At 64.9% G+C, this 22,321-nt stretch carries 18 protein-coding genes; 5 read left to right on the top strand and 13 right to left on the bottom strand.

The window, feature by feature from the left end:
• Positions 1-188: 188 nt before the first annotated feature.
• From QM467_RS08525 to QM467_RS08515, 3 genes are all read right to left on the bottom strand, one after another.
• Entirely contained in the window at positions 189-1,220 is a 1,032-nt protein-coding gene (locus QM467_RS08525; protein ID WP_283365878.1) for a CBS domain-containing protein, read from the bottom strand.
• Between the two features lie 88 nt (positions 1,221-1,308).
• Positions 1,309-2,292 (bottom strand): nickel/cobalt transporter, encoded by a 984-nt coding sequence (locus tag QM467_RS08520; protein ID WP_283365877.1) that lies wholly within the window; start codon positions 2,290-2,292, stop codon positions 1,309-1,311.
• Positions 2,289-2,927: a DUF1007 family protein gene (locus QM467_RS08515; protein WP_283365886.1), complete on the bottom strand. Its 639-nt coding sequence runs from the start codon at positions 2,925-2,927 to the stop codon at positions 2,289-2,291. Before QM467_RS08515 ends, QM467_RS08520 begins: the two co-directional genes overlap by 4 nt.
• Before the next feature lie 198 nt (positions 2,928-3,125).
• Between QM467_RS08515 and QM467_RS08510 the strand changes: the two genes are divergently transcribed.
• Positions 3,126-4,007, top strand: a complete 882-nt coding sequence (locus QM467_RS08510; RefSeq protein WP_283365876.1) for an alpha/beta fold hydrolase — start codon at positions 3,126-3,128, stop codon at positions 4,005-4,007.
• Positions 4,008-4,156: 149 nt separating this feature from the next.
• Here QM467_RS08510 and QM467_RS08505 read toward each other — a convergent pair whose 3' ends face one another.
• The 3 genes from QM467_RS08505 to QM467_RS08495 form a co-directional block, all read right to left on the bottom strand.
• On the bottom strand, positions 4,157-5,590 hold the full coding sequence (locus QM467_RS08505) for a homospermidine synthase (RefSeq protein ID WP_283365875.1): 1,434 nt from the start codon (positions 5,588-5,590) through the stop codon (positions 4,157-4,159).
• Between the two features lie 139 nt (positions 5,591-5,729).
• Complete coding sequence (locus QM467_RS08500) at positions 5,730-6,326, bottom strand: GNAT family N-acetyltransferase (protein ID WP_283365874.1); 597 nt, start codon at positions 6,324-6,326, stop codon at positions 5,730-5,732.
• Positions 6,327-6,463: 137 nt separating this feature from the next.
• On the bottom strand, positions 6,464-7,606 hold the full coding sequence (locus tag QM467_RS08495; RefSeq protein ID WP_283365873.1) for a type III PLP-dependent enzyme: 1,143 nt from the start codon (positions 7,604-7,606) through the stop codon (positions 6,464-6,466).
• Positions 7,607-8,289: 683 nt separating this feature from the next.
• On the opposite strand from QM467_RS08495, the gene QM467_RS08490 reads away from it, so the two are divergent.
• On the top strand, positions 8,290-9,867 hold the full coding sequence (locus tag QM467_RS08490) for a glucan biosynthesis protein (protein WP_283365872.1): 1,578 nt from the start codon (positions 8,290-8,292) through the stop codon (positions 9,865-9,867).
• 10 nt (positions 9,868-9,877) lie between these two features.
• On the opposite strand, the gene cdd is transcribed toward QM467_RS08490, so the two are convergent.
• The 5 genes from cdd to QM467_RS08465 all read right to left on the bottom strand — a co-directional run bounded on the left by cdd (position 9,878) and on the right by QM467_RS08465 (position 16,171).
• Positions 9,878-10,282, bottom strand: a complete 405-nt coding sequence (cdd, locus tag QM467_RS08485; RefSeq protein ID WP_283365871.1) for a cytidine deaminase — start codon at positions 10,280-10,282, stop codon at positions 9,878-9,880.
• An 11-nt stretch (positions 10,283-10,293) separates the two neighbouring features.
• Entirely contained in the window at positions 10,294-11,109 is an 816-nt protein-coding gene (locus QM467_RS08480; protein WP_283365870.1) for a hypothetical protein, read from the bottom strand.
• A 140-nt stretch (positions 11,110-11,249) separates the two neighbouring features.
• Positions 11,250-11,780 carry a DUF1269 domain-containing protein gene (locus QM467_RS08475; protein WP_283365869.1) on the bottom strand — a complete coding sequence of 177 codons (531 nt, stop codon included), beginning with the start codon at positions 11,778-11,780 and terminating at the stop codon, positions 11,250-11,252.
• A 100-nt stretch (positions 11,781-11,880) separates the two neighbouring features.
• Positions 11,881-15,039, bottom strand: a complete 3,159-nt coding sequence (locus QM467_RS08470; protein ID WP_283365868.1) for an efflux RND transporter permease subunit — start codon at positions 15,037-15,039, stop codon at positions 11,881-11,883.
• Between the two features lie 4 nt (positions 15,040-15,043).
• Complete coding sequence (locus tag QM467_RS08465) at positions 15,044-16,171, bottom strand: efflux RND transporter periplasmic adaptor subunit (RefSeq protein ID WP_283365867.1); 1,128 nt, start codon at positions 16,169-16,171, stop codon at positions 15,044-15,046.
• A 258-nt stretch (positions 16,172-16,429) separates the two neighbouring features.
• Between QM467_RS08465 and QM467_RS08460 the strand changes: the two genes are divergently transcribed.
• The 3 genes from QM467_RS08460 (at position 16,430) to QM467_RS08450 (ending at position 19,308) form a co-directional block, all read left to right on the top strand.
• The gene (locus QM467_RS08460) at positions 16,430-16,906 is read left to right on the top strand and encodes a hypothetical protein (RefSeq protein ID WP_283365866.1); all 477 of its coding nucleotides are present in this window, start codon (positions 16,430-16,432) and stop codon (positions 16,904-16,906) included.
• A 96-nt stretch (positions 16,907-17,002) separates the two neighbouring features.
• Positions 17,003-18,319, top strand: coding sequence for a TAXI family TRAP transporter solute-binding subunit (locus tag QM467_RS08455; protein WP_283365865.1), 1,317 nt, complete (start codon positions 17,003-17,005; stop codon positions 18,317-18,319).
• Positions 18,316-19,308 (top strand): phosphate acetyltransferase, encoded by a 993-nt coding sequence (locus QM467_RS08450; protein WP_446737748.1) that lies wholly within the window; start codon positions 18,316-18,318, stop codon positions 19,306-19,308. Before QM467_RS08455 ends, QM467_RS08450 begins: the two co-directional genes overlap by 4 nt.
• An 8-nt stretch (positions 19,309-19,316) precedes the next feature.
• Here QM467_RS08450 and cax read toward each other — a convergent pair whose 3' ends face one another.
• Both cax and QM467_RS08440 read right to left on the bottom strand, forming a co-directional pair.
• Complete coding sequence (gene cax, locus QM467_RS08445; RefSeq protein ID WP_283365864.1) at positions 19,317-20,375, bottom strand: calcium/proton exchanger; 1,059 nt, start codon at positions 20,373-20,375, stop codon at positions 19,317-19,319.
• A gap of 124 nt (positions 20,376-20,499) precedes the next feature.
• Complete coding sequence (locus QM467_RS08440; RefSeq protein ID WP_283365863.1) at positions 20,500-22,242, bottom strand: SulP family inorganic anion transporter; 1,743 nt, start codon at positions 22,240-22,242, stop codon at positions 20,500-20,502.
• Positions 22,243-22,321: the final 79 nt, after the last annotated feature.

The raw sequence follows: 22,321 nt of genomic DNA, 5'->3' as shown, positions 1-22,321 counted from the left end.
TCGCTCATGTTGATGGGCATATGCGCCGCGGCGGGCTCGTTGGCGTTCATTTCAGGCGCTCCTCATTGCGCGTTCCGATCTTCTTGTCGGATCGCGCTTGAATTCCGCCTATTCAACGCCGCCCGCCAGAGAGCGCAAGATTTTTCTTGAAAAAGACACAATATCCCGAAGCTGCGGCCAAAGCCGGATCAGCGCCCCCATACCAGTGACAGTTCCGCGTCGCCCGGAAAGCCGTCCGGGAAGGTCGCGATCCGCGCGGACAGGGCGAAGCCCAGCGGCCGCAATTCCTTGTCCCAGCGCAGGAAGAAATCCGCCGCCTTGCCGCGCAGACTCGCGGGCCAGTCGGGGTCGGGCAGGTTGATCGCGCGGCCGCCGTCCGCGCATAAGGCCGCAGGGAAGGTCAGAGCCGCGACGCCGGTTTCGCCGCGCCGCGCCGCCTCGCGCGCCAGCGACATGAGATTGGCGAATTCCTGATCGCTGAAACGCGCCGCGAGCAGTTCTTTCACCAATTCGTCGCGCTTTGCCCCCGCCTGGCGCTGCGCCTCGTCCTTCACGCGCGATTTGGCGCGCTCGAACTCATTGACCATGCCTTTCAGCATCGTCGCGCTAACCGCGCCCGCCGGGATTTCCGGCTCGGGCCGCGGCGCCTTTTCGGCTCGTTTCAATTGCCGCAGCTTGAGCCCCGCCTCCTGCCGGGCGGCGTCGAATGCCTCCGGCGTCACCGGCTTGGCGGGCGCGCGTTCTTCCGGGGCGAAAAAACGCAGCAGATCGGCGCGCGTCACCACGCCGACGACGGCGCCCTCGCGCAGCACGAGAATGCGCTTGACGCGATGCGCGCTCATCAGATCGGCCACATCCGCGATCGGCGCGTCTTCGTCGACGCAAAGCGCCGGCCTGGCCATGATCTGGCGGACGCTTTCCGCATCCCGCGCCAGCGCGTCGAGGTAATCCCTGGCCAGTTCCTGACCGCCGGAAATGATGTTCAGCCAGGTCTCGCGCTGCAGCTTGCAGGCCTCGTCGTCGCCGAAACAGAAATCACTCTCACTGACGACGCCGAGCGGCCGCCCCTGCGCGTCCACCACCGGCAAGCCACTGATCCGAAGCCGTATCATGGCCTCCGCCGCCGCCCGCGCCGTGTCGTCCGGGCCGATCGTGACCACCGGCGAGGTCATGACGTCGCGCGCGCGCGTCTCTGAAATGGATTTGGCGAGATCCAGCATGCCGCTCTCCTTCGAAGTCCCTGCGAATCGGTCCGGACTCTAGGCGCCAATATAGGCGCGAAGCTTGACGCTTGCCCGAAGGCCGCCGTCAGATGGCGCCGCCGCCGAGCAGCAGGCCGACGAGAAGCGACAGGCCAAGGCCGAGAACCACGCACGCCGCCGCGACTTCCAGCAGCCGGCCGAAGATTTCCGCGCGGCGCCGGCCCGCGCCGAGCATTTTCGTCGCCGCGCCCTTGACCAGCACGGCGCTGGCCGCGAGCGCCGCCGTGGTCAAAGCCGTGCCCGCCGCCATGGCGAAAACAGCCCAGACGCCAATCAGGAAGGCGCGCTGCGCCGCCGCGAACACCAACACCAGCAGCGCGCCCGAACAGGGCCGCAAGCCCGCCGCGACCACCGTCGCCACGCCCTGACGCCAGGAGAAATTTTCGCCCAGCAGGCGCGGGTCGGGCGCGACGCAATGCGCGCAACCTGGGCCATGAGACGGATCGGGCGCCCCATCGTCGCAACTGAAACGCGAGGCGATGGGGATCGGCGGCGCGCGCAGGGCCGCGACGAGACCGGCGCCCTTGCGCCAGACCAGCCAGAGCCCCAGCGCGGCGATGCAGAAAAAAGATGCGATCTCGACCGCTTGAGTCGCGGCGGTCATTTTCTGCGCGGTCGCGCCCAGCAGCAAGGCGGCGATTCCGACGATGGCGATGGCCACCACGGCCTGAAGCAAAGCGGCCAGGGCCGAAAGGATCATGCCGCGTCTGAGCGCCTTTTCATTGGCGAGCATATAGCTGGCGATCACCGCCTTGCCGTGCCCCGGACCCGCAGCGTGAAAAACGCCATAGGCGAAGGCGACAGCCGCCAGCGACAAAGCCGCCGCGGGATTGGCTTGCGCCGCCGCCACCGCCTGCCGCAAAGCCTGATAGAACCGCGCCTGCTCCGTCAGCAGCCACATCCCGATACGGCCGACCTCGCCGACCGCGCCTTCATTGACCCCGATCGAGAAGGGATTGCGCGCGATCTGCGCGGCGGCCTCACCGCAAAACAGCGCCAGAGCCGCGAGAAGCAGTCCGAGCCGTTTCATGGACAGGCCACGATGGAACGCGTCGCCAGCTTGATGCCGAAATCCGCGCCGGGCGAAAGGCCCGAGAAAAAGCTCTCATTAAGCTTTTTCGAATCCGTGTCGCCGAGCGGGTCGGGGCGCAACGTGGTCAGGGAACAGCCGGCGGGCGCGTCCTTCAGCGTGATCGGGTCGGTCTTTTCCAGCGCGAAATCGACGAAATAGGTCGGGTCATAGACCATGAAGGTGAAAGGCTTTTTCGCCGAGACCGGCTCTTTCAGCGGCAGCGTGAAGCGCAAGGTCACCAGCTTCTTGTCGTCGGCCTCCAGCTCGTAATCCGTCGGCTCCCCGAATTCGTACATTTTGGGGCCGGTCTTGGCGGCGGTGAAATATTGGAACTCCGCCAGAGACTCGACATTGGTCTTGGCCAGCGGCGCGAGCTCTTCCTTCGTCGGCGGCTTGCCGTCCTTGCCCAGGCCCTGCGTGGCGAAGGCGGAATACATTTCATCAAAAGTCCAGCTATGGCGGAAGCCGATGATCTTCCCATCCGGCCCGAACAGAATCTGCGCCCTGGCTGCGACCCAGACATGGGGATGGGCGAAGGCCGGCGCGGCGAGGCCCAGGAGCAGGATCGCCGCCCCAGCCAGAACGTTTCGCATCACCGTCAATGAATCGCTCCACCAATTCCAGAATCGCCGCTTACACCAAGCGCGCAAGTCTGGCGAAAAGGTGGCGGAGGGAGTTGGAACGGCGCAGGAGGATTGTGAATGTAATGGGCTTTCGTCGACGGGAAGTTTATATTTGCTCTTTCGATCGAGGAACGGTTGCGGGCATTTATCGCCCCCACGGAGACGCCGATGCACACCAAGACCGATCCGATTGCCCTGCCGGCTAATTTTCAAACTCAATATATTCAGGCGAACGGCGTCTCGCTCTATGTCAGGACAGGTGGCGACGGTCCGACGGTGGCATTGTTGCATGGCTATGGCGAAACCGGCGACATGTGGATGCCGATGGCGGCCGATCTCATGCGGGACCATCACGTCATCGTCCCCGACCTTCGCGGCCTGGGCCTGTCCTCAAAGCCTCCCGGCGGATTCGATAAGAAGACCCAGGCGAGCGACATCGCGGATATGCTGGCGGTGCTGGGGGTTGTTCAGATCGACCTTGTCGCCCATGACATAGGCAATATGGTCGCTTTCCAATTCGCCGCTCAGCATCCTGAACAAGTGCGGCGATTGGTGCTGATCGACGCGCCGGTTCCGGGCGTCGGTCCCTGGGACGAGATCCTGAAAAACCCTCTTCTTTGGCATTTTCGCTTCGGCGGCCCTGATATGGAGCGACTGGTCGCAGGCCGCGAACGCATCTATCTCGACCGATTCTGGAACGAGTTCTCGGCCGATCCCGCCAAATTCGATGAAGCGGCCCGAACTCACTACGCTCAGCTTTATGCCTTGCCTGGCGCCATGCATTCGGGTTTCGCGCAATTCGCAGCCTTCGACCAGGATGCGGCCGACAATCGCGCATGGCTTGCCACTGGCGCGCGTCTGGCGATGCCGGTGCTGGCCGTCGGAGGCGAGAAGTCATTCGGGACGACGATGGCGACTGTGATGCGGGCGGCAGCCACCAACGTGCGGGAGGGCGTGATACCAGGGTCCGGCCATTGGATCATGGAGGAGAACCCGCAGGCGACTATCGCCCTGGTCCGTGGTTTCCTCGCCGGGAATGAGGCCGCGTAGCCAGCGGCGTCTCGTTACAGGCCGGCAAACGGATTGACGGAAGCGTCGCAACGTCCTGCCCGGGAAGACAGGAAGGGCGCGATGGAAATCGCGCCCTCGAAAAAGACGTCATAGTCGCCGGCGATCCTCGCCCGAAGAAGGGGGAATGCTCACCGCACCAGAATATTGCGGAACTGCCAGGGATCGCTCTCGTCGATGTCCTCGGGGAAGAAGCCGGGGCGGCCGGAGAGCGGCGTCCAGTCGGTATAGACGCCGACCACCGGGCCGAGATAGGGCGTCTGGATTTCAAGGCAGCGCTTGTAGTCCAGCTCGTCGGCTTCCAGAATGCCTTCGTTGGGATTTTCCAGCGCATAGACCATGCCCGCCAGCACCGCCGACGAGACCTGAAGGCCGGTCGCGTTCTGGTAGGGGCACAATTCGCGGGTCTCTTCCACCGAGAGCTGCGAGCCATACCAATAGGCGCCCTTGGCGTGGCCGAACAGCAGCACGCCCAGTTCGTCGATGCCGTCCACGATCTCGTGCTCGGTCAGGATATGGTTTTTCTCCTGCACCTTGCCGCCGGCGCCGAACATTTCATGCAGCGACAGCACGGCGTCGTCGGCGGGGTGATAGGCGTAATGGCAGGTCGGGCGATAGACCGCCTCGCCCTTGTCGTTTCGCACGGTGTAATAGTCCGAGATCGAGATCGACTCGTTATGCGTGACGAGGAAGCCATATTGTGCGCCGGGCGTCGGCGTCCAGCTGCGCACGCGGGTGTTGGCGCCGGGCTGCAACAGATAGATCGCCGAGCCGCAGCCGAACTTGTGGGTGCGGCCATTGTCGGGCATCCAGGTTTCATGGGTGCCCCAGCCGAGTTCGGCCGGCTGCATGCCTTCCGAAACGAAACCCTCGACCGACCAGGTGTTGACGAAAGTTCCGCGCGGCTTGGGGTCCTTGGCGCGCTGGGTGTCGCGTTCGGCGATATGGACGCCCTTGACGCCGAGACGCTGGGCAAGCGCGCCCCATTCGGCGCGGGTCTTGGGCTCCGGCACCGTGTCGCCGAGATCGGCGGCGAGATTGACCAGACCCTGCTTCACGAACCAGGACACCATGCCCGGATTGGCGCCGCAGCAGGAAATGGCGGTGGTTCCGCCCGGATTCTTGCGGCGGGCTTCCAGCACCGACTCGCGCAGGGCGTAGTTGGAGCGCTTTTCCGGCCCGAGGTTCTTGTCGAAATAGAAGCCGAGCCACGGCTCGACCACGGTGTCGATGTAAAGCGCGCCGATTTCGCGGCACAGCTCCATGATCGCCAGCGAGGAGGTATCCACGGAAAGATTGACGCAGAAACCCTGGCCGCCGCCGCGCGTCAGAAGCGGGACAAGCAGGTCGCGGTAATTTTCCTTGGTGACGCCGGACTTGATGAATTCATAGCCGCGGCTTTCCGCGATCTCGCGATCCACGTCGGTCGGATCGATCACGACGAGACGCTTGTGGTCGAATTCGAAATGCCGCTCGATCAGCGGCAGCGCGCCTTTGCCGATGGAGCCGAAGCCAATCATCACGATCGGGCCGGAAATGCGGCCATGAACGGGCCAGTCAGTCATGATTTCGTCCTGTTCTGCAAGGGCGTGAAGTCTGGGGCGTGAAGTGTTGCGGTTTACTCGCAAAGGCGACAGGCGGGGTCAAGCGGCGCCGCCCAAGCCACGCCACTTTTTGACTGCGGATGTGACAGTTTGAAGAAGGTTACGCCGCGAGGCGTCGCTCGCCTTCGGTCTCCGCGAAAGCGCCCGTCGCCCGGACGAAGCCCTGCGCGCCGTCGAGCGCGCCGGGCTGCAGCTCCAGCGCAAGGAAGCGCGCCAGCTCCACCGGGCCGGGCAGGTCGAGATTGAGGGCGCCGTCGCGCGCAAAACCGAAACGCTGGTAATAGGGCGCGTCGCCCACCAGAATGACGGCCTTGTGGCCGAGTTTCCGGGCGCGCTCCAACCCGTGGCGGATCATGTTTCCGCCCAGCCCCTGCGCGCGCAGCGATGCGCTGACCGCGATAGGGCCAAGCAGCAAAACGTCGCAACCCTCTCCGGCCTCCACTGACCAGAACCGCAAGGTTCCGACCAGAACGCCGTCGCGGATCGCGGAGAACGCCAGCCCCTGCGCCGGCAGGCGGCCTTCGCGCAGGCGCTCGCAGGTCTTGCGCCAGCGATCGAGGCCGAAGGCGCGGTCGAGCAGCGCCTCGCGGGCGAGAAAGTCGCGGGCGGATTCCTCGCGGATGACGATTTCGCCAGGCGCGGCGGCATGGGCGAGCGGCGCGGCGGCATGGGCGAGCGGTGCGGCAACTTGATTCATTGGGCTTGACCTTCCTCGGGTCGCAAAAAGCCGCGGCCGGAACGAAGCCGGCGCGGGTTGAGGAGGCCGCCGCCTCTCTTGCGACAGGCGGCGCGGGAACTTCGAAGGCGCGGGGTCTTGGAAACTGTGAACCGGACTCAGATCACATAGGACTGCAGAGGCGGGAAGCCGTTGAAGCCGACGGCCGAATAGGTCGTCGTATAGGCGCCGGTTCCCTCGATCAGCACTTTCGCGCCGATTTCGAGACTGACCGGCAGCAGATACGGCTCCTTTTCATAGAGCACGTCGACCGAATCGCAGGTCGGGCCGGCCAGCACGCACGGCTCTCGCGGGTCCGAATCATATTCGGTGCGGATCGGATAGCGGATCATCTCGTCCATGGTTTCGGCGAGCCCGTTGAACTTTCCGATGTCGAGATAGACCCACTTCACCTCGTCGTCGTCCGACTTCTTCGAAATCAGCACGACTTCCGCCTCGATCATGCCGGCGTTGCCGACCATGCCGCGACCCGGCTCGATGATCGTCTCCGGGATCTGGTTGCCGAAATGGCGTCGCAGCGCCGTGAAGATGGCGTCGCCATAAGCGCGCACGGGCGACACCCGCTTGAGATAGCGGGTCGGGAAGCCGCCGCCGAGATTGACCATCTGGAGATTGATTCCCCGTTCGGCCAGTTCCCGGAAGACGCCAGCCGCGCTCTTCAGAGCGGCGTTCCACATGCGCGGATTGCGTTGCTGCGAGCCGACATGGAAGGACAGGCCATAGGCCTCCAGCCCCAGGCTATGCGCCAGTTCGAGCACGCGCGGCGCCATGGCTGGCGCGCAGCCGAACTTGCGCGACAGCGGCCATTCGGCGCCGATCCCGTCGCAGAGCATGCGGCAGAACACTTTTGCGCCCGGCGCGGCGCGCGCGAGTTTCTCGACCTCGGCTTCGCAATCCACGGCGAACAGGCGCACGCCGAGTTCGAAAGCGCGAAGAATGTCGCGCTCCTTCTTGATCGTATTGCCGAAGGAGATGCGGTCCGGGCTCGCGCCGGCGGCGAGCGCCTGCTCGATCTCGACCACGGAGGCGCAGTCGAAGCAGGAGCCGAGCGCGGCCAGCGCCGCCAGAACTTCCGGCGCCGGATTGGCCTTGACGGCATAGAATACGCGGGTGTCGGGCAACGCCTTGGCGAAAGCGGCGTAGTTGTCGCGCACGACGTCGAGATCGACGACGACGCAAGGCGCGGAATCCTGGCCGGCCTCACGGCGGGTGCGGAGGAATTCAAGAATGCGATCGGTCATCGCGGCATCCCATCGAAGGGCGGTTTCCCGCCAGAATATCAAGGCTTCGGGAGGACAAGCGCCAGCCGTCCGCAATCGCGCGATGGAGACGCGAGGAGCGGAATGCAACGCTGTCCGAGACCGTTCGGCTGCGCGAAATGCGCCGCCTGGCGGTCGGGTGCTGCGCCGTGGACGCGAAAAACTCGGAAGGCGTCACGCCATCCAAGGTTTCAGCGGCCTTCGATTGGAATGGGAAGTCCCGTTCCGCACGCCCGGCAAGAAAGACTAGCCTCTTCGGTAAGCCGGCCTTTGGAGGGCCGACAGAGACGAAAAAGCCCGGTCCGTCGTTGCTTTAAGTCGCGATCCCCCGTTCAGACGGGGTTCGCCGGTTCGCCTCCGGCTGCCAGTTTGATTTTCAGGCGTTTCTCCGGCCTCTTGTCCGGGGTCCCGCCAACCGACACACGACCACAGGCACGTGCGATTTGGGCAAGCACATAGATATGAATTCGCGACTCCAACGCAAGTGAAAAATTTGCAATATCGGGTTTTTTCGGCCGCTGTGGCGTCCAAGCCGAAAGACCGCGTTAAGCGCCCTCTCGCGGGGCGCCTTGCGAAGGTCGCAAATCGCGGATAACTCCTTGTGCAGCGCCACAAACTCGCGCGCTCGCCCACCTGCCTCGCCGCCCTCTCCGGTACCTTCGCCCATGCCTCAGTTCGACCGCCGTTTTCTGCTCAACGCCCTCGCCGTTTCGGGCGCCGCCGCATTGGCGCCGCGCGCGCTGGCGCAGAATTCGGGACAGCCGGGGACGGGGCAGCCGCCGGCGCCGCATTTCACCTTCGAGGATGTCGTGAAGCGCGCCCGGGATCTGGCCGCCGCACCCTATGACGCGATGCCGCCGAAACTGCCGGAAGCCTTGAACAAGCTGGATTTCGACGCCTATCGCGACCTTCGCTTCAAGGCCGAAAAATCGCCGATCACGACCGGCCCCTATCGGCTGCAATTGTTCCATCTCGGCTATGGCTTCAAGCGTCCGGTGGTGGTGAACACGATCCGCGACGGCATCGCCACGCCAATCCCCTATTCCGCCGGCCTGTTCGACTACGGCCGCAACAAGTTCGACAAGAACCTGCCGGTCAATCTCGGCTTCGCGGGCTTCCGCCTCCATTATCCGCTGGGCGCGCCGCACAGCCAGGAGGAGGTCGTCTCCTTCCTCGGGGCGTCCTATTTCCGCTTTCTCGGCCGCGGCCAGAGCTATGGCCTTTCGGCGCGCGGCCTGTCCGTGAACACCGGCGGCGACGACGAGGAGTTTCCGCTGTTTCGCGAGTTCTGGATCGAGACGTCGGAGCAGACGCCGGAACGGGCGACAATCTTCGCGCTGCTCGACAGCGCGTCGGTTACCGGCGCCTTTCGCTTCGATCTCTATCCCGGCGCCGAGAGCGTGATGGAGATCGCCGTCACTCTGTATCCGCGCCGCGATAATGTGAAATTCGGCATGGCGCCGCTGACGTCCATGTTCTACGCCGACGAGCAGCATACCGCCGTCAAGACGCCCGACGAATGGCGGCCTGAATTGCATGATTCGGACGGCTTGCTGATGCATTCCGGCAATGGCGAGTGGATCTGGCGCCCGCTGCGCGCGCCGCGCGTCAAGGTCATGACGACCTTCGCCGACACCAATATCCGCGGCTTCGGCCTCGTGCAGCGCGACCGCAATTTCGACCATTACCAGGACCTCGACCTCACCTATGAAACGCGGCCGACCTATTTCGTCGAGCCGCATGGCGAATGGGGCGAGGGCCGCGTCGAGCTGCTCGAACTGGCGACCAAGGACGAGACAGCCGACAATATCGTGACCTACTGGACGCCGAAAACGCCCCCCGAGGCCGGCAAGCCCTTCTCTTATTCCTATCGCATCCGCTCCGTGCTGGAGGCCGCCGACCTCTCGCCCAATGGCCGCGTGGTCAACACCTGGAAGACGAGCCCCAAGGCGCTCGGCTCCAACGAGGCCGTCGACGTCGGCTCGCGCCGCTTCATCGTCGATTTCGCTGGCGGCGACCTTGCCTATTACATGCAGGATCCCAATTCGGTCGAAGTGTCCGCCACGACCTCTCAGGGCAAGATTCTGCGCACCATCCTCATGCCGAATCCGCGCATAGACGGCTTCCGCGCCTTGATCGACGTGCAGGTCGAACCGGGCCAGACCACGGATATCCGGGCCTTCCTGCGCACCGGGCCGAAGGCGCTGACCGAAACCTGGCTGATGCCCTGGATCGCGGAGTGATCATCCCGACCTAACCGCGCGCGAGCGAGGCCGGGCCGAAAGCCCGCGGCAGCAGCTCGGAAACGGACGTCGTCTCGGCCGCGCCCGTCTCGTCGGCGAGATGGATCAACGCCTCGCTCGGCGCAAATTCCGCGATGCGCTGGCGGCAGGCGCCGCAGGGCGCGATCCGCCCCGGCCCGGGTCCGAGCACGAGAATTTCCATGATCCGCGTCTCGCCCGCCGCGACCATGGCCGAGATGGCCGAGGTTTCCGCGCAGACTCCCAGCGGATAGGCGGCGTTTTCCACATTGCAGCCGGAAAACACCGCACCGCTCGCGCTACGCAGCGCCGCGCCGACGGGAAAGCGCGAATAGGGCGCATAGGCCTGCGCCCGCGCCGCTTTGGCGCGTTCGAACAATTCGTCGAGACCTGCCATTTTCGCTCCAATCAAAACTTGCGCCAGAGCGCCAGCAGCAGGCCGTTTTCACGATAGGCGTTTTGACCCGCCAGCGTGACGAAGCCGCCGCCCTGGACGCGCCATTCGCCGCTCAGCCGATAGACGAGGCTGAACTGCGCCTTGGCCTGCGCCCATTGCGGCGTGCTTGGACTGCCCGACGGCCCCGAGATCGTATTGAAGCTTTGCGCCAGCACAAGCAGGTCTTGGGTCGCGTAAAGGCCAAAACTCGCGTCGAAATGGCCCTCATTAGGCGCCGTCGCGCCGACGAAGCGATAACCCGCCGAGAAATCGACGAAGCCGGAGAGCCCCGCCAGCGTCAGATTATGGCCGAGCAGAATACGGAGATCATATTCCGGCCGGTCCGGACCCTGCAGCCAGCTGTTGGTCGCGCCGCCAGTCGTTGGCGCGCGCACGCCGGCGAGCACCGAAATCACAGTCGAATCGTCGCGCCAGACGCGCGCCTGCGCCGCAATCTCGCTGTCGCCGAGCCCGGTATAGTTCTGATTGGCGGGAGCGCCGAGCGAAGAGCTTTGCGCGCCCGGACGAATGATCGCCGCCAGCCAGTCGGTGACGCCATATGCGACATAGGCTGTCGCCTGCCCGCTGCGGTAGAGCGAGGTTGGCGTAATCTGGCCGGCCTGATTATAGGCGACGCTGGCCTGTTCGAAAAAGGTGGCGACGATGACTTCGCCGTGGCCCTGTTCCGGCGTCCAGGCCCCCGCCAAACCCGGAGAAACGCCGAAAGCCGCGACGGCAAACCCGGACGCGACAAAAAAAACGAACTGGGAAAAACTCTGCCGCTGCATGCCGCAGCCTGAAAAACGCGAAGACTGACGATAGGTTAACCTGAGCCTTAACCGCAGGTCAATTCAAGCCCATGCCGATTCCAACCGCCCCGCGCGCGAAAGGCGCGCCGCCACCACAGGACGGCGGCGCGCAAAAAAAATCAGGCGGCGGGCGTTTCAGCGGGCGGCGCCGGCGGCTGCGGCGCCGCGCCGTCCAGCGCCTGGCGCAGTTTTTCTTCCAGCGCGTGGTCGAAGGAGGTCTTGATCACGGTGCCCCCGGCGCCCTTGAGATCTTCGAGCACCTTGTCGGTCGTCATCTTGCGGATGAGCAGGAACAAGCCCGCCATGCCGGGCTTGAGCGCCTCGTCCGCCTGGCGCTTCATGTCCGAATCATTGATGCCGACATCCGTCAGCGCGCCGCCCAGCGCGCCGCCAGCGGCGCCGACAGCCGCGCCCGCGAGCGGCATCATGAACAGCCAGCCGATCAGCGTGCCCCACAAGGCGCCGGACGCCGCGCCCGCCGCCGTCGTGTTCACGAGCTGGTTGAGCTTCACGCGGCCCTTGTCATCGCGCACAGCGATCACCGCGTCGCCGATATCGATCAGATATTCGCGCTGCATCCCGAGGATGCGATCGCGTACTTCTTCGGCCTTCTGCTCGTTGTCGAAGGCAATGAAAACCAGATCGCTCATGACGTTCCTCCACTGCAAACCGACGCGCGCCCGGATCGGATCGCGCCGCGGAATTTCTGTTTTTCGTTCCTTAAGACGACATCGGCGTGAAGCCGCCGCGTCATCCTTGCGCGGGCGTTCCCGCGTTCGCTTGCTCCGCCTTCGGCCGCGTCGAGGGGCGGAATTTTTCGCGCAAGCCCTGGAAGGCCACATAAAGCGGCGGAATGGCGAAAATGCCGACCACCGAGGCCAGGATCATGCCGCCGAACACCGGCGTGCCGACATTTTTCCGCGCCAGTTCGGAAGCGCCATGGGCGACCACCAGCGGATAGAGGCCGAGAATGAAGGCGAGCGAGGTCATCATCACCGGGCGGAAACGCAGCCGCGCGCCCTCGGTCGCGGCTTCGAGCAGGGGAACGCCCCGCTCGCGCTGTTCCTTGGCGAATTCGACGATGAGAATGCCGTTTTTCGCCGCGAGGCCGATGAGCACGACCATGCCAATCTGGCCGTAGAGATCGAGCGTGAGCCCGCCCAGTTTGATGAACAGGAACGAGCCGAACACGCCAATCGCTACCGAGAGCAGGACCGGCACGGGGATGGTCCAGCTTTCATAGAGGCCGACGAGGAACAGATAGGCGAACAGGATCGCGAAGGCGAGAATGATCGCCGTCTTGCCTTCCGCGCGCTTCTCCTGGAAGGCGGTATCGGTCCATTCTCCGGTATAGCCAGCGGGCAGGGTCCTGGCCGCCACTTCGTCCATCGCCGCCAGCGCCTGCCCGGAGGAGACGCCTGCCGCGGGGCCGCCCTGGACCGTCGCCGCGCCCCGGTTGTTGTAGCGGATCAGGGCGGGCGGGCCGACCACGAGCTTGACTTCCGCCAGGCTGCGCAGCGGGATCATCTTGCCGTCATTGGAGCGGACGTTGATCCGGTAGATGTCGTCGACGCCGTTGCGGTCCTCGGCCTCCGCCTGGACCTGAACCTGCCACGTACGGCCGAACATGTTCATGTTGTTGACGAAATAGCCGCCGAGCGAAGCCTGGAGCGACTGGAACACGCTGTTGAGCGGGACGCCGAGGATCTGCGCCTTGTCGCGGTCGATATCGAGATAGATCGACGGATTGGTCGCCGAATAGGTGCTGAACACCCGGTTGAGCCTTGGCTCCTGATTGGCCGCGATGGTCAGACCGCGCACGACCTGCGCCAGCTCCTTGGGATCGGCGCCCTTCATGTCCTTGACGACAAAAGTGAAGCCGCCGCCCGTGCCGAGGCCGATGATCGGCGGCGGGGCCAGAGCGACCACCGTTCCGCCGGCGACGCCGGTGAATTTCTGGCCGAGGCGTTTGATGAGCGCATTCGCCGTGGCGTCAGGCGCCGTGCGCTCCTCGAAGGGCTTCAGCGTCACCACGACGAAGGCCGAATTGGGCTGGGAATAGGAATCGATGAAATTCAGGCCGACAACGGACGTATAATCCGCAATCGCCTCCTCTTCCTTCAGGATCGTCTCGACCTCGCGCACCACGTCGTTGGTGCGGTTCAGTGAAGCGCCGCCGGGGAGCTGCACGACGACGAAGAAGGCGCCCTGGTCGTCCTCGGGCAGGAAGCCCGTGGGCGTTTTGGCGGCGAGCGCATAGACGCCGGCGCTCGCGATTCCGACCATCGCGAGGCCGATCACCGAAACCCGCACCAGGCGCGCGACGACGGCGCCATAGCGGTCGCGGACCCAGTCGATCGAGCGCATCACCCAGCCGACGATCCCCCGGCGCGGTCCATGATGGCGTTTCAGCAACACGCCGCAGAGCGCGGGCGACAGGGTCAGCGCGTTGATGGCCGACAGGAACATCGCCACCGAAACGGTCACCGCGAATTGCCGGAACAGCTCGCCGGAAATGCCGGGGATGAAGGCGATCGGAACGAAGACCGACATCAGCACCAGCGTGATGGCGATGATTGGCGCGGTGATTTCGGCCATGGCCTTTTTCGTCGCCTCGGCGGGCGTGAGGTCCGGCTCCTCCTCCATCACGCGCTCGACGTTCTCGACCACCACGATGGCGTCGTCGACCACGATGCCGATGGCCAGCACGATGGCGAGCAGCGAAACCGTATTGGCCGAATAGCCCACCGCCTTGAGCGCGATGAAGCTGCCGATCAGGCTGACCGGCACGGCGAGGGTCGGAATCAGCGTGGCGCGCACGCTGCCGAGGAAGAGGAAGACAACCAGAACAACGAGGACGAAGGCCTCGATCAGGGTCTTCTTAACTTCCGCTATGGTGTCGGTGACGAAAGTCGTGGGGTCATAGGTAACCTTCCAGGCGACATCGTCTGGAAAAGTTTTTTCCAGGGCGGCGATCTGCTTCTTCACCGCGTCCAGCGTGGTCAACGCATTCGCGCCCGGCGTCTGGTAGATGGCGATGGCGGAGGCGGGCGAGCCGTTCAGAAAAGTATCGCGGTCGAGATTGGCCGCGCCGAGTTCAAGCCGCGCGATGTCCTTGAGCCGCAGGATCGAGCCGTCGGCGGCGGTGCGGATGATGATGTTCTCGAATTCTTCGACCGAGGTCAGGCGGCCTTTGGTCTGGATGTTGAGCTGGAGCTGCTGGTCGTCGGCCGCCGGGCGCGCGCCGATGCGGCCGACGGCCGCCTGCACGTTCTGCGACTGGATGGCGTTGATGACGTCGGCTGTGGTCAGGCCGAGGCCGGTCAGGCGGTCGGTATGGACCCAGGCCCGCATGGCGTAATCCTGCGGTCCCCACAAGGTTGCGTCGCCGACGCCGGGCGTGCTCCGGATCTGGTCGAGCAGGTTGATGGTGACGAAATTGGACAGATAGAGCGGGCTCTTGCTTCCCTTGGGCGAATAGACGCCGATCACCCCGAGCAAGGCCGACGATTTTTTCTTGACGGTAATGCCTTGCTTCTGGACCTCGGGCGGCAGCTGCGCCAAGGCGACCTGGACGCGGTTGTTCACATTGACTGCGTTGATATCGGGATTGGTGCCCAGTTCGAAGGAAACCGTGAGCGTATAGCTGCCGTCGTCGCCGCTGACGCTCTTCATGTAGATCGCCTTGTCGACGCCCACCACCTGGGCTTCGATCGGCTGGGCGACCGTAGCGTCCACGACCTTGCCATTGGCGCCGGGATAGACCGTCGTCACCGAAACCTGCGGCGGCACGATGTCGGGATATTGCGCCAGCGGGATCGCCAGCAGCGCCAGCAGCCCGGCAATGGTCGTGACAATGGCGATGACGATCGCGAGGCGAGGCCGGTCGACGAAAAGCGCTGAAAACATGGACTCAGCTCCGGCTTGACGCGACGGGCGACGCCGTGACGGGCGCTCCGGGCCGGACGTTCTGCAATCCTTCGACGATCACGATGTCGCCGCCCGAAACGCCGCTCTCGACGACGATGTCGGAACCGCTCTCGGCGCCGGTCTTGATGCGGCGCACCGCCGCCTTGCCGTCCTCCACCACGAAGATGTAGGCGCCATCCTTGTCGGCGAGCAAGGCGGACTGCGGGACCACGATCTTGCTGACCGGCGCGTCGCTGGCCAGCCGGACGCGCACCAACTCCCCGTCCTTCAGCTTTTCCTGCGGATTGGGGAAATTGGCGCGCACGGTGATGGTGTCGGTCGAACGGTCGACCTTCACATCGACGAAATCGATCCGGCCGCTCTCGGCATATTGCGAGCCGTCCGAGAAGGAGAGCGTCGCCCCGACATCCTTGAGGCTGGACTTGGCGTCACCCGTCACCCGCAGGAACTCGCGCTGGCTGACCGGAAAGGTCACATACATCGGGTCCTCGCTGACGATAGTCGCAAGCACGCCGCTGTCGGGACCGACGACATTGCCCTTGGTCACATTGGTCATGCCGATGCGGCCCTTGATCGGCGAAAGGATGGAGGCGTAGCCGAGATTGATCTGGGCGGTGGCGAGGCTGGCCTTGGCGCTGAGCACGGCGCCGCCGGCCTGCTGGTCGGAGGCCGCCGCCTGATCGCGCTGGACCGCCGTGCCGGCCTGCTTGGCCAGCAGCTCCTCGGCGCGCTTCAACTGGATTTCGGCGAGGGTTTTCGAGGCTTCGGCGCGTTCGAGCGCGCCCTGCGCCTGTTCGACGTCCGCCTGGAACAAGGCAGGCTCGATCTCATAGAGCGGCTCGCCGACCTTGACCGCCTGGCCTTCCTCGAACTTGACCGAATCCAGATAGCCTTTCACGCGGGCGCGGATTTCGACCTTCTCCACCGCATCGACGCGGCCGACGAAATCGGCGCCCTTGGAGATCTCCTTCGTCCCCGCCGCAACGACGCCGACGCGGACCGGCGTCTGGGCGAGCGAGGCGGGGGCGGCGAGCATGGCGGCGAGGGCCGCCGAAAACGCGCCTGCCCGAATGGCGGAGCGAACCTTTAGGGAGCTGGGAATGGCGGCCATCGATCCTTTTCCTCCGGATTTTTTCGCGAGCGGCGCGCGTGACGGGTGCGGCGCGACTCACTTTCTGACAAGCTTGGCGGGAAACCTAGACCATCGATGCTTCAATCGGGAGAGCGCGCCGCCTTTAAAATAAGTGCAGGGATTGACCTTTGACCGACGTCATTGCTCCTATTGACTAACCGGAACAGTCTGCACGGGCAAGAGCGCCTTTCGCGCCCCAGCCAGAGAAGGCGGCGTTCGGGCGGAGGAGGAATGGAAATGTCTGACAAATTCAAATCGAGCGTCGAACACCTTTCCGACGACGACATCTTCATGTCGGTCAAGGAACTGAAGGCCTATGTCGCCGAAGTCGAAATGGCCAAGGCGAAGAAATCGGTCGAGGCGATGGGCCGCGCCGAGAAGGCCAAACAGGATTTGCTGAAGGAGCTCAAATCCGAGGCGCCCATCAGCGATGAGCGCATCCGCTCCTTCGTGCTGCGCGTCAAGGCGGTGGCCGAAACCGGCGCGACCGAAATGCTCTTGGGCCGTTTCCCGTGCGAATTGTGCACGGACCACGGCCGAGCCATCAATATGGCTGAACCGGGATGGCCGGAGACGCTGACGGGCCGGCCGAGGCAGGCTTACCTGACCTGGAAGGAAAAGCTCCAGCCGCTCGGCTATAAGCTCGCCGCGCAGATCGTCGATTGGCCCAATGGCGTGCCCGGCGACGTGGGCCTCTATCTCTCCTGGGGTTGAGACCGCCGGCCTGACCGCGACGCGACGGCGGGCCTCCGCCGTCCGTTCCGTCCCAAGCCGAGGTCCTGTCGCGACGCGCGCCGTCGGAGGAAGTGATTGACCAATTTCTGGCGGCGGATTTTCGCCCTGATCGCGCTGGTTCTGGCTTTGGGCCTTGGCGCGGGCGCCTGGCGCCATTTCTCGCAGCCCAAGATCCTGACCGTCGCCGTGGGACCGGCCAATTCCGACGATTCCGACTTCATCAACGCCTGGAGCAGGCTTCTCGCCGCCGAGGGCGGCCGCGTCCGCCTCAAGGCCATCCCGACCTCCGGCCCGGTCGAATCGCTTGAAAAGCTGAAGAACGGGCAGGCCATGCTGGCCGTCGTCCGGACGGATCTCGCCAGCTCCGTGAAAGCCCGGGCCGTGGCGCTCCTGCATAGCGATCCAGTGGTCATCGTCGCGGCGGAAAAAGCAAAGATCGGAAATTTCGGACGCCTCAAGGGCAAGACGCTCGGGGTGATCGGCCCACCCGGGGCCAACGACGCCCTAATCGAGACCTTGCGCCGGCATTTCCGCGTGAATGTGAATGTCATCGAACTGCCGGCCGCGCCAGCCCAGGTCGCGGCGGCCTTTCACGACGGCAAGGCGGACGCCCTGCTCTTCGTCGCGCCGACGACGCGCGGCGCCGCCGTGGTCGACAATTGGACGGTAACGCGCCGCGCCATCGGAAAAAATCTCGTCCTTGTCCCGATCGACGAAAGCGACGCCATCGCCGAGGCCGCGCCGGCCTATGAATCGGGAGAGATTCCCGCGGGGCTGTTCGGCGGGACGCCGCCCATGCCCGCCGAAGAGGTTTCGACTCTGCGCGTCCCGACCTATCTGATCGCTGACCGCGGCGCGCCCAGCGCCGCGGTCACGCAGCTGACGCGCAACCTGTTCGAGAGCCGCCAGCGCATCGCCGGCGACGCCGCCGTCGCCAGTCTGGTCAAGGCGGCGAGCGTCGAGAAGGACGCCGTCTTTCCGGTCCATCCCGGCGCGCAGGCCTATTATGACGGGGAGGAAACCAGCTTCCTGGAGCAATATGGCGACTGGTTCTATTACGGCCCGCTCCTGCTCGGCGCCTTGGCGTCGGGCGCGATGGCGGCGCTGCGCTATCTCGGCTTCATGCGCACGGAAGAAAACAGCGAAAGCCTGCTCGCGAAAGTGCCGGAGGTGATCGCCACGATCAAGGCGGCGACGACGACGGAGGAACTCGACCGAATTCGCGCGCGGATCGACGAGGCGGTCGAGCGCTTCACCCATGACGTCGTCCAGGGCAATATCGAAGAGCAGAAGACGGCGCCCATCGCGCTTGCGGTGGATTACCTCGACCGGATGATTTCCGAACGCCGCAGGGAAATCGCAGACGCCGCAGCGAACAAGGCTTCCCCATGAACGAACACGATGCAGAGGCCGCGATGATTGACCCCGCCAGACAAGGCGCGACCGCCCGCCATGACAAATACCAACGCCTGATCGCCGCCGCGAAAAGGGAAGAGCGGATCAGGGTGGCGGTGGCCCATCCCTGCGACGAGGTTTCGCTGACGGGCGCCGTCGAGGCGCAGCGGCTGGGCCTGATCGAGCCGATCCTCGTCGGCCCCGCCGGCCGCATCCGCGATGTCGCCGTACTTGCTGGCCTCGATCTCTCCGGCCTTGAGATCATCGATACGAAACACAGCCACGAGTCGGCGGAGAAAGCCGTCGCGCTGGTCGCCTCCGGCAAGGTCGAGGCGCTGATGAAGGGGAGCCTGCACACCGACGAGCTGATGGGCGCCGTGGTCTCCACGCAGACCGGCATCCGCACGGCGCGCCGCATCAGCCATTGCTTCGTGATGGACGTGCCTGACCATCCCGAAGCGCTCATCATCACCGACGCCGCGATCAATATCGCGCCCACGCTCGAGGACAAGGTCGACATCATCCAGAACGCGATCGACCTCGCCCGCGCGCTCGGCAAGGAGGACGTAAGGGTCGCCATCCTGAGCGCGATGGAGACCGTCACCTCCAAGGTTCCCTCGACCATCGAAGCCGCGGCGCTGTGCAAAATGGCTGAACGGGGCCAGATCACCGGCGCTCTCCTCGACGGCCCGCTCGCGCTCGACAACGCCATCAGTCCCGAGGCCGCCGCCATCAAGCGAATCAATTCGCCGGTTGCGGGGCGCGCGAATGTGCTGGCGGTCCCCGACCTCGAGGCCGGCAACATGCTGGCGAAAAGCCTGTCCTTCCTGGCCCACGCCGACGCCGCCGGAATCGTGCTCGGCGCCCGCGTGCCCATCATCCTGACCAGCCGCGCGGACTCGCTGATCACCCGTCTCGCGTCCTGCGCGGTGGCGGCGCTGGTGGCGGCAGCGCGCCGCAAGGCGGCCGCCGCTTCAATCGGCTGAGGACGGTTTCAGCGCGAAGCCGAGGCGCCGGGCAAGAAGAAGAAGCTGATCGCCATGACCAGATAGACCGCCAGCAATTGCGCGCCGCGCAGCCAGTCCGAGCGTCCGTCGCCCGCAACCTGGCCGGTGATGAGCCTCGAGAGCAGGATCAACAGGACCAGCGCGCCCGGAAAGGCCAGATCCATCGGCGCCGGACCGAGGAACTGGCTTGCGAGGACCAGGATTGGCGCGACGAAGAGCGCGACCTGGACGCTTGAACCGATGGCTATGGAGAGGGACAGGTCCATTCGGTTCCGCAGGGCGGCCTGTATGGCGGTGGCGTGTTCAGCCGCATTGCCAACGATGGCCACCAGAAAGACGCCGACGAAAGCCTTGCTGAGACCGGAATCATGCGCCGTCGGCTCGATGGCCCCGACCATGATCTCGCTCATCCACGCGACGCCGACGGTCGCCGCCGTCAGGATGGCGAGCGCGCGGCCAACCGGAGCCCGCGGGGCTTCCCCCTCCTCGCGCGCGCCCGCGAACAGGCCGGGATGGGTCACCAAGGCGAAAGCTAGATAGGCCGCGTAAAGCAGGATGAGAACGGCGGAAATGGCGACGCTGAGCCGACCGAGACTCTCGGGCGTGGTTCCCGCCGCGATTCTGAAGGCGGCTGGAATAACCAGCGCGATCGACGCCAGCGTCAGCAAAGTCGCCTGCGAGCGCGCGCCGGCGGGATTGTAATGCTGTTCCGGATGACGCAGCCCTCCGGCCAGCATGGCCGCGCCGAGAACAAGCAGGATGTTTCCGATGATCGAGCCGGCGAGCGAAGCCTTGACGACGTCGGAAAGCCCCGCGCGCAAGGCGGAGAGGGCGATGATCAGCTCCGCCGCATTGCCGAAGGTCGCGTTGAGCAACCCGCCGACGCCCTCGCCAAGCCGCGATGCGAGCTGCTCCGTCGCCTCGCCCATCCAGGCGGCAAGCGGCAGGATCGCCATGCAGGACGTAACGAAAATGAGAACGTGACGCTCCGGCGCGAAAAGCTCCAGGCCCAGCGTGACCGGAATGAAGATCAGAAGCCAGTTCATGGCGACCTCTTATACCGTTGGCCCTTGATTCCGGCGCATCGAAAACAAGGGCGCCTGCCGCCGTCAGCCGGCGCCGCGCCAGTCGGCGCGGACGCCCTCGGCCCCTTTTCAAGGGCCGACGGCGTCAGGTCTCGCGACCCTTCAGGCCGCGATCGTCCCAATCGACCCAATCGACATCGAAGGCGTCGAGATAGGCGCCGACGGCCTCGCCGACGGTAGGAAAAAAATTCATCTCGCCGATCTGCGCGAACAATTCGAAGCGCTTGAGCTTGTCCTTTACCGGGTCCTTCAATTCGGCGAAGACAAGTTCGATTCCGGAGGCTTGCAGCGTGCTGTCCAGCTCGGCCAGGACGTCGGCGGCCGTGACGTCCACGCTGGTGACCGGTTCGGCGGCGATGACCAGCCAGCGCGCCGGACTGGGCGCGCTGGCGATGGCGTCAAGCGCACGCTCCCGGAAAAATTCGGCATTGGCGAAAAAGAGCGGCGCATCCCAGCGAAACAGCACGAGCCCCGGAATCTGCCGCGCCTCGGGATAGCGCGTGATGTCGTGATAGCCCTTGACGCCCTCGGCCCGGCCGAGGATCGCGGAATGCGGGCGCCAGCCGTCCCAGAGAAATTCGATCACCGCCGCGACGACCGCCAGGCCGATGCCCGGAATCGCGCCAAGAATGGCGACGCCGGCGAAACAGGCCATCGACAGCCAGAACTCCCAACGCTGGATGCGATAGATTCGGACCAAATCCTTGAATTCAATCAAGCCGAGCGCCGAGGCGATCACGACCGCGGCCAAAGCGGCGCCGGGCAGGTTCTCCAGCAGATTGGGCGCGACGACCAGCAGCAGCGCCACCGCGAGCGCCCCGACCACTCCAGTCAATTGCGTGCGGGAGCCGGCGGCTTCGGCGACCGGCGTGCGCGAGGAGCTGCTGCTGATCGGAAAGCCTTGAAAAAAGCCCGCCGCCAGATTGGCCAGGCCGAGCCCGATCATCTCCTGATTGGGATCGACAGTCTGGCGCAGGCGCGCGGCGTAGACGCGCGACAGCACGCTGGTGTCGGCGAAGGAAACCATGGCCACGGCGAAACCGCCGATCAACACGGAAACAATCGCATTCGAATCGATCCAGGGAAAGGCGAAGGCGGGCAGTCCGCGCGGCAGCGGCCCCAGCACCGACACGCCATGGCTTTCATCGAGGCCCAGGACCCCGACAATCAGGGTCGCGCCGACCACGGCGATCAGAATGCCCGGAACGCGCCTGTAGGATTTCAGCGCCAATACCACGGCCAGAACGCCCGCTCCGATCGCAAAGGCCGCCCAGTTCGTCTTGCCCTGCGCGATGGCTTGCGCCATCGCCCAGAGCTTGCCCAAGGGGCCCTCCCCCTCGACGGAAAAACCAAACAGCTTGGGCAATTGGCTGACCAGAACCGTCAGCGCGATGCCGTTCATATAGCCGTAGCGAATCGGTTTGGAGAGCAGTTCCGTCACGAAGCCGAGCCGCGCCGCGCCGGTGATGATGCAGACAAGGCCGGAGACCACCGCCATCGCGCTCGCCAAAGCGATGGCCCGCGCCGGATCGCCAGCCGAAAGCGGCAGGACCACGCCGAGAATCACCGCCGCGAGAGATGAATCCGGCCCCAGAACGAGAATGCGGCTCGGGCCGAACAGGGCATAGGCCAGCAGGGGAATGATGGTCGCATAGAGACCATAGACTCCCGGCACGCCCGAGGCGACGGCATAGGCGATGCCAACCGGCGCCAGCATGGTCGACAGAACCAGCCCAGCGACAAGATCATGGGCCAGCCACGAGCGCTGGTAGTCGCGGAGAACGAGAAGCCCTGGCGCCCAGTTCATCCAGCCGGCTTGTCTTGGCATTTTTCTGACTTCTTGGGCCGTTTCGCGCAATGATGAGCGCCCCCGGGGCGTGCGTCAACTTGCGCGTCAACTTGGGCGT

It is taken from the genome of Rhodoblastus sp. 17X3 (genome assembly GCF_030056575.1).
In the GTDB taxonomy this organism is placed as follows: domain Bacteria; phylum Pseudomonadota; class Alphaproteobacteria; order Rhizobiales; family Beijerinckiaceae; genus Rhodoblastus.
The sequence above is the reverse complement of the archived record's forward strand: the minus strand, read 5'-3'. Positions and strand labels throughout refer to the sequence as shown.